At 46.6% G+C, this 13,023-nt stretch carries 13 protein-coding genes; 5 read left to right on the top strand and 8 right to left on the bottom strand.

Features of this window, described 5'->3' with window-relative positions:
- Window positions 1-20: 20 nt before the first annotated feature.
- The 5 genes from H7F26_RS11765 to H7F26_RS11785 all read right to left on the bottom strand — a co-directional run bounded on the left by H7F26_RS11765 (window position 21) and on the right by H7F26_RS11785 (window position 4,945).
- The gene (locus H7F26_RS11765; protein WP_003180198.1) at window positions 21-1,127 is read right to left on the bottom strand and encodes an ABC transporter ATP-binding protein; all 1,107 of its coding nucleotides are present in this window, start codon (window positions 1,125-1,127) and stop codon (window positions 21-23) included.
- Between the two features lie 115 nt (window positions 1,128-1,242).
- Window positions 1,243-2,124: a helix-turn-helix domain-containing protein gene (locus H7F26_RS11770; RefSeq protein ID WP_003180200.1), complete on the bottom strand. Its 882-nt coding sequence runs from the start codon at window positions 2,122-2,124 to the stop codon at window positions 1,243-1,245.
- Window positions 2,125-2,142: 18 nt separating this feature from the next.
- On the bottom strand, window positions 2,143-2,361 hold the full coding sequence (locus H7F26_RS11775) for a YheE family protein (protein ID WP_170865385.1): 219 nt from the start codon (window positions 2,359-2,361) through the stop codon (window positions 2,143-2,145).
- 143 nt (window positions 2,362-2,504) lie between these two features.
- The gene (locus H7F26_RS11780; protein WP_003180205.1) at window positions 2,505-3,863 is read right to left on the bottom strand and encodes a YheC/YheD family endospore coat-associated protein; all 1,359 of its coding nucleotides are present in this window, start codon (window positions 3,861-3,863) and stop codon (window positions 2,505-2,507) included.
- Complete coding sequence (locus H7F26_RS11785) at window positions 3,860-4,945, bottom strand: YheC/YheD family endospore coat-associated protein (RefSeq protein WP_003180207.1); 1,086 nt, start codon at window positions 4,943-4,945, stop codon at window positions 3,860-3,862. Before H7F26_RS11785 ends, H7F26_RS11780 begins: the two co-directional genes overlap by 4 nt.
- Before the next feature lie 329 nt (window positions 4,946-5,274).
- Between H7F26_RS11785 and H7F26_RS11790 the strand changes: the two genes are divergently transcribed.
- The 4 genes from H7F26_RS11790 (at window position 5,275) to H7F26_RS11805 (ending at window position 9,840) form a co-directional block, all read left to right on the top strand.
- Complete coding sequence (locus tag H7F26_RS11790) at window positions 5,275-6,405, top strand: DUF445 domain-containing protein (protein ID WP_017474241.1); 1,131 nt, start codon at window positions 5,275-5,277, stop codon at window positions 6,403-6,405.
- A gap of 122 nt (window positions 6,406-6,527) precedes the next feature.
- Window positions 6,528-6,881, top strand: a complete 354-nt coding sequence (locus tag H7F26_RS11795) for a YlbF/YmcA family competence regulator (RefSeq protein WP_003180211.1) — start codon at window positions 6,528-6,530, stop codon at window positions 6,879-6,881.
- Between the two features lie 446 nt (window positions 6,882-7,327).
- A complete protein-coding gene (locus H7F26_RS11800; protein WP_003180214.1) occupies window positions 7,328-8,191 on the top strand; it encodes a Cof-type HAD-IIB family hydrolase in 864 nt (287 codons plus the stop codon).
- Between the two features lie 143 nt (window positions 8,192-8,334).
- On the top strand, window positions 8,335-9,840 hold the full coding sequence (locus tag H7F26_RS11805; RefSeq protein ID WP_185855181.1) for a coproporphyrinogen III oxidase: 1,506 nt from the start codon (window positions 8,335-8,337) through the stop codon (window positions 9,838-9,840).
- A gap of 81 nt (window positions 9,841-9,921) precedes the next feature.
- Here the strand turns inward: H7F26_RS11805 and H7F26_RS11810 are convergent, their stop codons facing one another.
- The 3 genes from H7F26_RS11810 to H7F26_RS11820 form a co-directional block, all read right to left on the bottom strand.
- Window positions 9,922-11,133 (bottom strand): cation:proton antiporter, encoded by a 1,212-nt coding sequence (locus H7F26_RS11810; protein WP_003180218.1) that lies wholly within the window; start codon window positions 11,131-11,133, stop codon window positions 9,922-9,924.
- 6 nt (window positions 11,134-11,139) lie between these two features.
- Entirely contained in the window at window positions 11,140-11,637 is a 498-nt protein-coding gene (locus H7F26_RS11815; protein ID WP_003180220.1) for a cation:proton antiporter regulatory subunit, read from the bottom strand.
- A gap of 64 nt (window positions 11,638-11,701) precedes the next feature.
- Window positions 11,702-12,031, bottom strand: coding sequence for a hypothetical protein (locus H7F26_RS11820; RefSeq protein ID WP_016886161.1), 330 nt, complete (start codon window positions 12,029-12,031; stop codon window positions 11,702-11,704).
- A 200-nt stretch (window positions 12,032-12,231) separates the two neighbouring features.
- Here H7F26_RS11820 and H7F26_RS11825 point away from each other — a divergent pair, with 200 nt between their 5' ends.
- Window positions 12,232-13,008: an enoyl-CoA hydratase gene (locus H7F26_RS11825; RefSeq protein WP_011197707.1), complete on the top strand. Its 777-nt coding sequence runs from the start codon at window positions 12,232-12,234 to the stop codon at window positions 13,006-13,008.
- Window positions 13,009-13,023: the final 15 nt, after the last annotated feature.

Genomic DNA, 13,023 nt, shown 5'->3' on the forward strand with positions numbered 1-13,023 from the left:
CGGTCATGTTTGAAACTGTGTTATCCTTCAGAGCGGATGCGGAGCTCCGTTTCTTTATCAAAAAAGTGAGCTTTATTCATGTCAAGCGCCAGTGGAATCGTATCGCCGGCCTGAACGTCGGTCCTTGAATCGACTCTGGCGATAAACGGCTGAGTGCCGGCCTGCGAATAAAGCATCGTTTCCGCGCCCATCAGCTCGGCTACCTCAATTTTCGCATCGACTTTCGAGTCTTTTGACGCTTCAATGAAAACAGGTTCATCATGGATATCTTCAGGCCTGATTCCCATGATGATTTCCTTGCCGACATAACCCTGGCCGCGCAGAACTTTCATTTTTCCTTCCGGCACGCGAACCGAAACGCCGTCGAATGTAAACATGTCTTCTTTCAGAGTGCCGGTAAAGAAGTTCATTGCAGGAGACCCGATAAAGCCGCCGACAAACACGTTTTCCGGATTTTCGTAGACTTCCTTCGGCGCCCCGACCTGCTGGATGATTCCGTCTTTCATGACGACGAGCCGCGTAGCCATCGTCATCGCTTCCGTCTGGTCGTGGGTGACATAGATGGTCGTCGTCTGCAGACGCTGATGAAGCTTTGTGATTTCCGCGCGCATTTGTACGCGCAATTTGGCATCAAGGTTTGATAGCGGCTCATCCATCAAGAACACCTTTGCATCCCGAACAATTGCCCGGCCTAAGGCGACGCGCTGGCGCTGTCCGCCGGAAAGCGCTTTTGGCTTTCTATCCAAATATTGTTCAAGGCCCAGAATTTTGGCCGCTTCATGGACACGCCGTTTGATTTCATCCTTCGGAAACTTCCGCAGCTTCAAGCCGAAAGCCATATTGTCATAGACGTTCATGTGCGGATACAGGGCATAGTTTTGGAATACCATCGCAATGTCGCGGTCTTTAGGAGCGACATCATTCATCCGTTTGCCGTCGATTGTGAATTCGCCATCCGTAATTTCCTCAAGGCCTGCGATCATTCTGAGCGTTGTCGACTTGCCGCAGCCTGACGGTCCGACAAAGACGATAAATTCCTTATCCTCGATATGAAGATTAAAATTATCCACAGCCGTAACTTTGTTGTCATACACTTTGTATATCCGATCGAGCACGAGTTCCGCCATTTTTTCTCCCCCTCTTTTATGTAAGCGCTTTAACTGATTTAAGTTTATAAAAAACGGCAGGGCGGTGTAAATGGACATGGTGCACAATTTCTTTTCGTGCATATTGCTGAAGCCGCTAAAGGAGATGCATCATCAAATAAACAGCGGCTGCTTCTTCAAACTGTCTGATGTCAATTGCAGTCCGTTCGATAAATTTATCAATTCTGTACTGCAGGCTGTTTCGGTGGATAAACAAACGTTTGGCTGTAAGAGAGGCATTCAGGTTGCATCTCATATACGTTTTGATGGTCAGGGATGTCTCGGGATCAGACAGCGCTTCTCTTACGGCGTCCGAAAATGAAGAAGCATGAACCCGCTCCGGTTTTGCCGTCAAAAAAGACGGGAGGCACTGGCAAAACGTGGCGACGTTTCCGATGTCACCCGCTTCCAGCATGTAATGAAACATTTGTTTTTCAAAGCGGATTTTGCCTTGAAGCGATCCGTTGACTGGATGAAGCTGGCCGCTGAAAAACACAGGAGTTGCCATGAAATCGCTTGTCAGTGCATCCGCAAGCTCGGACAGCTCTTTTTTTGCGAGAAACGGTGAAGGATTTTCGTGGACGATAACGGCTTCATGCCGGTCGTACCATACAACAAGCGGGTCTTTAAAAAAGCCGCTGACCGCTTCTTTAATCGCCTGTCTTTCTTCAGGGGCATGCTCCATTTTAAAAAAATGGCCTTGAATCAGCTGAATGTTTCCCGGGTTTTGGAGGGGGGCATCGCAAAAGAAATATTCGTGCCATTCTTTCTCCCGCTTTGTCAGCTGCTGCGGACGATGCGGTTCTGAAAAAGGCCGGAATAGGCAATAGAGCAGCTCTTTTTCCCGGTCGGTGACCGCGCTTTTCAAAACGCCGAAAGTTTCGCCTTCGTCGGTTTGAAACCATAATGCATCGTGCTTTGAAACAGCCTTAGATCCAACCATCCGTTCACCGTAAAGCGTCTTTAATTTCTCCAGCATACGTCAACGTCCTTTTCTTTACTCGTAAATATGGAAGAGCATTAATTCATGAATTTCGCTTTTCAGGGAAGGCTCGTCATCATGCGGGGGATAGGTGCTGCCCCACTCGATTTCCCCCGATTTATGATAAATTCCTTCATAATGAATCCCTTTATGATAAAACGATATTTTCCAGCCGGGAAGCCTTTCTTTTTTAAACAGCGGCTTCCATTGAAAGTGAGAAATCATTAACGCCACGCTCCTTCATTGATTTCAGGTGGGCAAAATCCAGCGAGCAGACTAAACGTTGATTTGTTATCATTGTATCTCATTCACAGAAAAGATCATAGATTCTTTTCAAATGGAGATTTTCAAAAAAATACCGTGAAGAAGCAGATTCTTCACGGCTTGAGGTCATGCCACATGTCCTCCGGATTAAGGATTGACTGTTCGGTTAAATAAGAAGCATATTCAAAGCTTCTTTTCTTCGTTAAGCGGCTGACAGATGCCAGACGGGGATGGGAGAAGATTCCTCGGCCGGGCCGGGAGTTGGCTTCAAACAGCCACACCTTTCCCGAACGGTCCAATCCCAGGTCAAAGCCGATTTCTCCGATGAAACCGTCAAGCTTTTCGTCAAGGACCCGGCTGAGAAGGACCGCCGCTTTTGTCAGCTTTTGCAGAGTGTGAAGCCTTTCCTGAGGATCATCATAAATCTCTGCAAGTGTTTTCACGGCGCCGCCGCTCGACATATGGGTTGTAATTCCGTCCTTTCCAGCGATTTTGGCCGCGATGGCTGTGACGGTCCATTGACCTTTTCCGTTTTTGTTTGTATGAACCCTGAAATCTGCCGGGTGATGATCCACTTCGATCCGTTCGATGCCTTGCTGGGCAAGATAAGAAGTATGTTTGTGAAGCATCTGCCATTCTTTTAAACATTCAGCAGCGGACGAAAAAGATGTGACGCCTTCGGCATGTCTGGCAAGAATACCGTTTTCTTCCCGTTTTGAAAGCTGGAATATGCCTTTGCCGAAACTGCCGCCGGCGGGCTTTACATAAATGAAGCCGTATTGGTCGATCATGTCTTCGATTTTATCGGCATCGGGCTCCAATGCCGAAAATGGAAGCAATTCCGCTGTCCTCTCGTCTTGCTGCAGACATTCATAGATCTCCCATTTATTAAAGAAGCCCGGATTGAACCACGGAATGCGGTATTCATCCATAAGCCGTTTTTTTGTTTCCCGCAAGGCGGAGGATTCTTCGGCTTTGCGGTTCGGCAGTCTGTCGTATACAACATTAGGCAGCGGGACTATGGCCTCCTCCCAGCCGTTTTCCCTGAAAATGAGAGCCTGCACCGTGCCTTCTTCCCAATTAATCTGGTGCGCCCCGAACAGATAGCTGTAGCCTCCTGCCGGGAGATCCATCGTCAAAAGCTTCGAAAAAAATAAAGACCTTCCTCTGACAGGATCCAGCTGCGATTTTGTGAAACCGGCGGTGAAAATCCCGATTAAAGGCCCGATATAGACGGTATTGTCGCGAAAAAGCAGGGAGGCTTTGCCGCGGTACGGAATCCGCAGGTTTTTGTACAGATTTTCGGATAATAAAACGGTGCGCTTCAAATGGCTGTCAAATGAGACATGGCACCGTTCAACACTCGTACCGAAAGCGGCGAATAACAGACCGTCCTGTTTGAAAGAAGCGGGCAGGAGCATCGTGTTTTCACTCGTCTGGTGGATGCCGACCGTCAGCGGTTGACCGGTCATCTTTTCTCAGCCCCTTTCGCGCCGGCTGAAGCCGTTAAGAATGAGCAGTACTCCAAAGGACCTTTATACAAAAGCTCCCTTTTTTCAGGAGAGTGCTTGATAAAAGCGTGTTTTCCGGGCTTTGAGTTGACATCCAGCAGCCAGACTTTTCCGTCTTTTGTCAGGCAGATATCAAGGCCGAGCTCGAATAATGGCCCGTGATTTGATTCAAGCGCCAGGGGAACGGCCTGCGCCATTGTCTCTAAATCATCGAGAAGGACGGCCTGGCGCTTTTTCGGCACGGATAAAAGCCAGCTGTCAAAGCTCACCGCCTCAGAGCCACCGGCCAGGTTTGCAAGCAGTCCATGCTGATAGCTCCGCCTTACCGTTTTACCGGCTGTTTCCCATTCGCCATAGCCGTTTTTCTGTAGCAGCAATCTGATATCACAAGGAAAACCGTCCTTGTCTTGAATATCGAGGAACGATTGCAGCAGATAGCGGTGCTGAAGAACTTTTTGGCACCACGTTTCAAATGAGGCCTGTTTCGAAAATGATTTCAGCTGTTTGTGTTTTCCGGTTTGGTAGGCTGCCTTTACCGTTTTTCCCGTAAGCTCAAGATGAATGATGCCGCGGCCTCCTGATCCGGATGCAGGCTTCAAGATGCATGATTTTTCTTTTGCAAGCTTGCGCAGGATATCCTGGGCATTTTCTGCAATCGTTGTTGCAGGAAGGTAGGACTTGATGACGGGATCGGCTTTCAATGCTTTGTAAACCGTCCATTTGTCAGGAAGTCCAAGTCCTAAAAATGTCGTTTTAGGATACTTTTTGAGCCATTCGACAATCGGTTTTGCTTTTTTCGATTGCTGATCTCTGCCGTAAAAGCAGCGGTCATAGATCAATTCCGGGATTTCTCTTTCAATTTCATTCCACTGTCCTGACTTCGGGTGAAAGGAGAGCCCTTTCACAAGCAGGGAACCGGGGGAAATATCCAGGGGGGTGAACCGGATAAATCGGATTCCGTAGTCCGAAGCCACTTTGGCCAGTTCTTCGGCATAGGCTTTTTCATGTCCGTGCGACAGCGACATAAATCCAAGCGTGATCATGATTATACCTCCTTCATGAAAAACAAGGCTTAACAGGCTGAGACTGTCAAACTTCGGGCAAACTTTAATATATAGACTTCTGTTTCATGATACGCTTGAGATTGCAGAAATAGGCTTTTGTAAATTGGAAATGATTAAAAATTTTAGAGCGCCCTTTATACAATTGCCATCTGACCCATTGTATTTTGAAGCGGCTTGCTCCATTCCGTTATTTGCCCGTCTTTTATTCAGCTACTATAATAACGTTAGGCAAGACGGTGAGGATCATCGTCAAGACACACGCTGTACAGCTATGATGTAAGGTAAAAAGGAAGGCAGTTGAAAAGAACATGTATGTATTTGGAATTTTTGCCGTTATGATTGCAGTCGGTGCACTTATCGGCGCTGTAACGAATCATTTTGCGATTAAAATGCTTTTTCGCCCCTATAAAGCGATCTACATATTTGGAAAGCGGGTACCTTTTACGCCCGGATTAATTCCGAAAAGGCGCGATGAATTGGCGAGACAGATGGGACAGATGGTCACAGGCCATCTGCTGACTACAGAAGGGCTCAAAAAAAGGCTTGCATCCGATGCGGTCAAAAGCCAGGCGGTGCAGGTTGGAGAGAGGCTTTTGGCCCGCCTCTCGCAATCAACGGCCACCGTTGAAGAAGCATTGGAAAGCATCGGGATTTCAAACCCCGCCCAAAAAGCGGATCGAGCGGTATCCAGATTGGCGGATGAGAAGCTGTCCGCATTTTTAGAGGCGTATGAGAATGAACCGCTGAAAAAGCCTTTCCCTCTTGAGGCTCAAGAAAAGCTGAAAGAAAAAATTCCGATGGTGTCCAGCTATATTTTAAGCCGGGCTGTCAGCTACTTTGAAAGCGATGAAGGCAAGGAACGCCTCGGACATATGATTGACGATTTTTTGAAAGAACGGGGCATGCTCGGCAGCATGGTGCAGATGTTTTTAGGCAACAGCAGTCTGGTTGACCGGGTTCAGCCGGAGATTGTGAAGTTTTTAAAGAACGGCGAGACCGCGGGGCTTTTACAGGATCTGCTTGAAAACGAATGGGACAAGCTGAAAGAATATACGTTCAAGGAAGCAGATGACAAATGGAACCTCAAACCTCTCATTTTCGATTTGAAGGAAAAGCTTTTGAAACGATTCTCGCTTCAGCCGTTTTTCGAAAAGACGATAGGCTCCTCTATTTCCAGTTTTGAGCAGGATATCGCTTTGCGCCTTCCGCAGATGGCCGACCGCCTTCTGGAAGAAGCGGGCCGCCGCCTTGATCAAGCGCTCAAACAGCTGGAACTCGAGCAAATCGTCAAGGAACAGGTGGACAACTTCCCCGTTGAACGTCTTGAAGAAATGGTGCTGTCCATTTCCAAGCGGGAGTTTAAGATGATCACGTATTTAGGCGGCCTGCTTGGCGGAATCATCGGAGCGGTGCAAGCCATCTTTGTGATTTTGATCTGAGGCTGAAGACGGCCTGTTCATACGGAATTATCGTATAACTGTGAAAAACACTCCATAGTTTGTTATAGTGGAGTGGTGCCGATTCCATAAGAAGAATACGGGCAGGAAAGGAGCGGATCAATATGACGGTCAATTTACATGACTCGGCTTATGACTTGGAACAAGCATTGCGTCAAAGCGAAGAATATTCCCGATTGAAAAATCTTTATGATGAGGTGAATGGCGACCCATCTGCTAAAAAGATGTTTGATAACTTTCGCGATATTCAATTGAACCTTCAGCAAAAACAGATGAACGGCGAAGACATCACCCAGGAAGAGGTCGAACAAGCGCAAAAATCCGTGGCGCTCGTCCAGCAGCATGAGAAAATCTCGCAGCTGATGGAAGCAGAACAGCGGATGAGCATGCTGATTGCTGATTTAAACAAAATCATTATGAAGCCTTTGGAAGAGCTTTACGGAAATCCGGAGAGCTGATAAAAAATCCCCTCTTGTCTTGACAAGAGGGGATTTTTTCACTAAGTGAACAAATAATGTTCATAAAGATTTAAAAAAGACTTGTCAATTTGTGAAATAGTTGCGATAATACTAAATGTAAGTGCTTTCATTTTTGCCGGGATACGATCATGAAAAACGGACTGGCGGCAAAATGATAAGGGGTACAGAGGAATTTGACAGATTGAAAGCACCGTCTGCTGGTCAAATAAAGGGGTTGTCAATATACGGTGAATTGAACGAAAGGGGCGTTGAATTCACTGTTTTGAATATGAGGGAGAATCATGATCGTATCCACAAGATGCGAAGTAAAAAGTCTGTGAAAACAGGCTTTTTTTAGTATGTGCATCAAGAGGGCTGTTCTAAAAAAAGGGACCGGGACATATCCTCTATAACAGATTCAGTCATCAAAGAAGGGGGACCTCCTGGTGTCAAAACAAATGCTTGCGCTGAATATAGACGGAACGCTGCTTCGGACAAACGGACGGCTTCATCCCGCAACGAAGGAAGCGATCGAATATGCAAAGAAGAAAGGTGTATATGTTACGCTTGTGACGAACAGACATTTTCGCTCCGCTCAAAAAATTGCCAAATCTTTAAAGCTGGATACGAAGCTGATTACGCACAGCGGAGCCATCATAGCGGAAAAAATCGACGATCCTTTATTAGAAAAAAGGATTTCTGAAGAACAGACATTTAACCTTGTTCAAATACTGGAAAGCTATGATTGCAATATCAGAATCCTCCATGAAAAATATTCGATTGGAAACCGGAAAAAAACGAATTCAAACCTGCTGGGGAAAACGATGATTCACCCGTCTGACCCGATTTTTTATCCCGTCCAGTTTGTCGATTCGCTGAGCGACATGCTGATGGATGAACCGGTCAGCGCACCGGTGATCGAGGTTTATTGCTCAACAGGACAGTCCGAAGAAATCAGGCAGACGATCACAAATGCATTTCCTCTCGTCGACATCATTGGAGCGGGGGAAAAAATGCTGATTGTCCATAAAGGGGTTTCGAAAGAAGCGGGTTTGACGATGCTCGCCGCCGACCTCGGTCTAAAAATGGAAGATGTCGTTGCGATCGGCCATGAAATCGACGACCTTCCGATGATCGAGCTTGCCGGGCTCGGAGTCGCAATGGGCAATGCCCCTCAGGAGGTCAAGCAAAAAGCGGATTGGGTGACGCGCTCCAATGATGAACAGGGCGTCGCTTATATGATTAAAGAATACTTCAGAATGCAGCAAAGCAAAGGGTTTCTTAAAAAATTCCATATTAAAAAAGTCTGATTCTTATAGAATCCCCGCTTTCAACTTGAATGCGGGGATTATTCATTCATCCCTGCCCTGTAGGAATGTTTGTTTCCCGGATTGATTTTGGCCATTTATTTTTGTACACTAAAGAAAGTTTTGAAACGAAAAAGGTGATGACATTGCGCATTTATATAGAAGGGCTCCAAGATGAAAGGTTCCAGAGACCGCTTGAGCATATAGCCAACTTATTCTTTGAAGAAAGCGAAGTCGTTTTTGGCGAAGAAGCGCCGGCAGACCTTGCGATCGTTCTCGGCTACGACCGGGAAGAGAACGGCGTCAAGGCTTCGGGTATGATAAAAGATACGGACATTAGAGCAGAATATACGAAAAACATTGACCCCAAACTGACGGAAAAGGAAGCGTTTAAGCAGGTGAAGAATACCGTTTCCTACGTTTTTTTGAGCATGCTTCAGGAGCATACCGGAATCATTCAGAAATGGGGGATTCTCACCGGTGTTCGTCCGACAAAGCTGCTTCATAAAAAGCTGGAGAGCGGCATGCCAAAGGAAGAGGCGCATGCCGAGCTGAAGCGGGATTATTTAGTTCACGACGAAAAGATCGAACTGATGCAAAACATCATTGACCGTCAGCTGAAAGCGGTACCCGATTTGTATGAGCTGAGTCAAGAGGTCAGCATTTACATCGGCATCCCGTTCTGCCCGACGAAGTGCGCCTACTGTACGTTTCCGGCGTATGCGATCAGAGGACAAGCCGGACGGGTCGGCTCATTTTTGTGGGGGCTTCACTATGAGATGCAAAAAATCGGCGAATGGCTCAAGGAGAACGATGTCAGAATAACGACCGTGTATTTCGGCGGCGGAACGCCCACAAGCATTACCGCTGAAGAAATGGATCTATTGTATGAAGAAATGTACCGTTCATTTCCCGATGTGAAAAACATCCGCGAGGTTACGGTTGAGGCCGGGCGGCCCGATACGATTACAGAAGAAAAGCTCGCGGTCTTAAAAAAATGGAACATCGACCGCATCAGCATTAACCCGCAGTCTTACGAAAATGAAACGCTGAAAGCGATCGGACGCCACCATACCGTGGAAGAAACGATCGAAAAGTACCATCTGTCGCGAAATGCCGGCATGTCTAACATCAATATGGATTTGATCATCGGCCTTCCGGGCGAAGGGGTAAAAGAGTTCAGAAACTCTCTTTCCGAAACCGAAAAATTAATGCCTGAATCATTGACCGTCCATACGCTGTCATTTAAGCGCGCGGCTGAAATGACGAAAAACAAACATAAGTATAAGGTGGCTGGCCGCGAGGAGATTGTCGCGATGATGGATGACGCTGTCTCGTGGACGAAACAGCACGGCTACCATCCCTACTATTTGTACAGGCAGAAAAACATTCTCGGCAACCTGGAGAATATAGGATATTCACTTCCCGGCCAGGAAAGCATCTATAACATCATGATCATGGAGGAAAAACAGACGATTATCGGGATCGGCTGCGGAGCTGCGAGCAAATTCGTCGATCCGGGAACGGGAAAGATCACACATTTCTCCAACCCGAAAGACCCGAAAACGTACAATGACAGATTTGAACACTATACAGAAGAAAAGCTTCGCTACCTGTCCGGGCTTTTTGACAAGAATGCTAAAGGCAGTTAAAAGGTTCGGTTTAAAACGGGACAGTCCCTGGGCAAAACGAAAGGAGACTTCGCCAATATCCTGGCGAAGTCTCCTTTTCTGTCATCCTCTTTGTTTTGTTTCGGATTTTTTCCACTTAAATATTTTGTTCAGTATATGAAAAATCCGTTTTGATTCTTTTGTCAAAAGCGGCCCCAAAATTGCCAGGATCAGTACGTACAAAGCGGCAAACGGCTTTAATGTGGCCGAAAGTCCGCCGGCGATTCCGAGGTTGGCGACAATGATCGAAAACTCGCCGCGTGAGACAATCGTTAAGCCGATATTGGATGAAGCTTTATGAGAAAGTCCGGCCCTTCTGCCTGCGATCATGCCGGCGATAAAGTTCCCGGCCAAGGTGAGGATGACGGCGCCGATTGAAAGCCATACCGCATCTCCCAGTGTAAACGGGTCGATGCTCAATCCGAAGCTGAAGAAAAACATTGCACCGAAGAAATCGCGAAACGGTACAACCAAATGCTCGATCCGGCTTGCATGTTCTGTCTCGGAAAACACGAGTCCGAGAAGCAGGGCGCCGATTGCTTCGGCAACGTGAATCGTTTCCGAAAAGCCGGCGACAAAGAACAGCAGCGCAAAAATCACGATAATAAAGACTTCGTTTGAACGGATATTAAACAGCCGATTTAACAGTTTTGGCAGCTTCCTGGCAACGATAAAGAACAATATCATGTAGCCAAAAGCGATCAAAATCGAAAGCAGCGCCGATCCGACTGAAGTTGAGTCACCAAGGACGAGCCCCGAGACGACGGATAAATAAACGGCGAGAAAAATATCTTCGAACATAATGATTCCGAGAATCAGTTCGGTTTCCGGATTCGCTGTCCTCTTTAGGTCGACAAGTACTTTGGCGACAATCGCACTCGAAGAAATCGTAATAACCCCGGCGATGATCAGTACTTCGAGAAACTCGAAGCCCGCGATGAACCCGAACATGAGGCCTAAACTGAAGTTGATCAGAATATAAATGCTTCCTCCGACGGCGATGGACCGTCCTGATTTAATAAGCTTTCCGATCGAAAATTCCAGTCCGAGATAAAAGAGTAAAAACAAGACGCCCATTCTGCCGAAAAAGGCGATGATCTCCGAGCTCTCGATAAACTTCAAGTTGATGATACCGATCGTCGGAGCGTGCGGGCCTACGATCATCCCGAGAACAATTAAAAAGGGAATGATCGAGAATTTAATCCGATTCGCAATTAAGGCAGCAATCGCGACAAGCAAGAGTGCGGTGCCGACTTCAAATACTAGATGATCCAAAGAGCATCACCCTTCCTTTCGGGAAAGAAAAGCCTGCTTCATTTCCTTGAGGTTTTTTCTTTCACCGGACAGGACGAGTGTATCATTTTCATCAAGAACGGAATCTGCCCCGGGATTCAAGAATTTTTCCTGATTCTTTTTAATGATCGCGATGACAGTGACGCCGTAGTTTTGCCTGACGTCGATTTCACCGAGAGTTTTGCCGACGGCATTTGCTCCTTTTTCGATTTTGAACCACTCGATGATCAGGTCGTTAAACGCCATTTCAATCGATTCAAGCGCCTGCGGCTTATAGACCATTCCGCCGAGGATGGCGGCGATCTGCCTTGCTTCGCTGTCATCAAGCGAGATGTTGGTCACGATTTCATCGGGATCTTCGTCGTCAAACCGATAGATTTCTCTTCTTCCGTCGTCATGAACGACAATCGTCATTTTTTCATGGTTTCTCATTTCTATTTCAAATTTTTTGCCGATACCCGGCAGATCACTTTCTTTAATATTCAATCATATCCCTCCAAAATAAATTTCCCCATTCGGCTGAAAAGTTATGCAGGTGAAAAAGGGAAAATCAGGAGAGGTAATTAGATTGGTATTTCACAGGAATAGCGCAAGTTTTTTTTAGAATTAATTCATTTGATTGAACCTCGAATCGAGGAATGAAATGAGTGTAGAAACGTGCGTCAAAGACAGAAATATTTGCGGCTCTTCCTGGATGATTAAGAAAGCTTTTTGTAAAAGGGGAGGGGTTCACTGCATGTGTCTCAAACTTTGAGGTGTTTAGAGACATATGGTATTCCGCTTCGGGATCAAAAACAGGGTTTTGCTCCTGATCGGCGAATGGTACTGTTAACATGCATAAACTAAGCATCAACGTCAAAAATGATTTAATTACGCCCATCCCCCTTTCCTCACATGCTTTCTATAAATAACTATATATAAACAAAGAAAATCATTCAACTAAAAAGGCTTATTTCAGTATCAATTGATCTTGAAATGGAAAATCATTCAGCTGATTTTCACATGAAAAAAGGTATTGAAAATAAAAGGTGGAATTAATTAAGCTAATATCTTACAAAATCGTATTCACGGAGGTGCAAGATGGAATATATCAAATGGAAAGACGAAGACGGGATTTTTGAAATTGTACTGAATCGCTCTGAGGCGTACAATGCCTTGAATGAAAAAATGCTTGAAGAACTGAATGAAGCTTTGCGTGTTGCAGAGGAAAGCGAATCGCTGCTTCTCCTTGTGAGAGGCAGCGGCAAAGGATTTTCGGCAGGCGGAGACATTAAGATGATGCTGTCTTCCGGAGATCAAGACAGCTCCGCCCGCGTCATTGACACAATTTCTGAAATTGCGGTGAAGCTTTACAGCATGCCGAAGATGACGACAGCGGCTGTCCACGGTGCGGCTGCGGGTCTGGGATTGAGCCTCGCGCTCAGCTGCGACCATGTACTGGTCGAAAAAGAGGCGAAGCTGGCGATGAATTTTATCGGCATCGGGCTTGTTCCCGACGGAGGCGGACACTTCTTTTTAGAGCGGAGAATCGGTGAAACTGCGGCCAAAGAATTGATTTGGAGCGGGAAAAAATTGACGGGGGCCGAAGCGCACGAGCTTCGGATCGCAGACGCCGTATTCAGCGGGGACTCCGGCCGTTTTGCGCGCATCTATCTTGAAAAGCTTCTGCACGCTCCGCTGGCAGCGATGATTGAGACAAAAAAGATCTATCAGGCGTTGAATGGAGGCAGGCTGCAGAAAACGCTTGAACTCGAGAAAACGGCCCAGATGAAAATGAGGCTGACAAGCGACCATCAGGAAGGGATCCGCGCATTTTTAGAAAAGCGCCAGCCGCAATTTAACCGTCAGCAAGTATAACAAGAGCGGTCCGGC

This window comes from Bacillus sp. PAMC28748 (assembly GCF_014250415.1).
In the GTDB taxonomy this organism is placed as follows: Bacteria; Bacillota; Bacilli; order Bacillales; family Bacillaceae; genus Bacillus; species Bacillus licheniformis.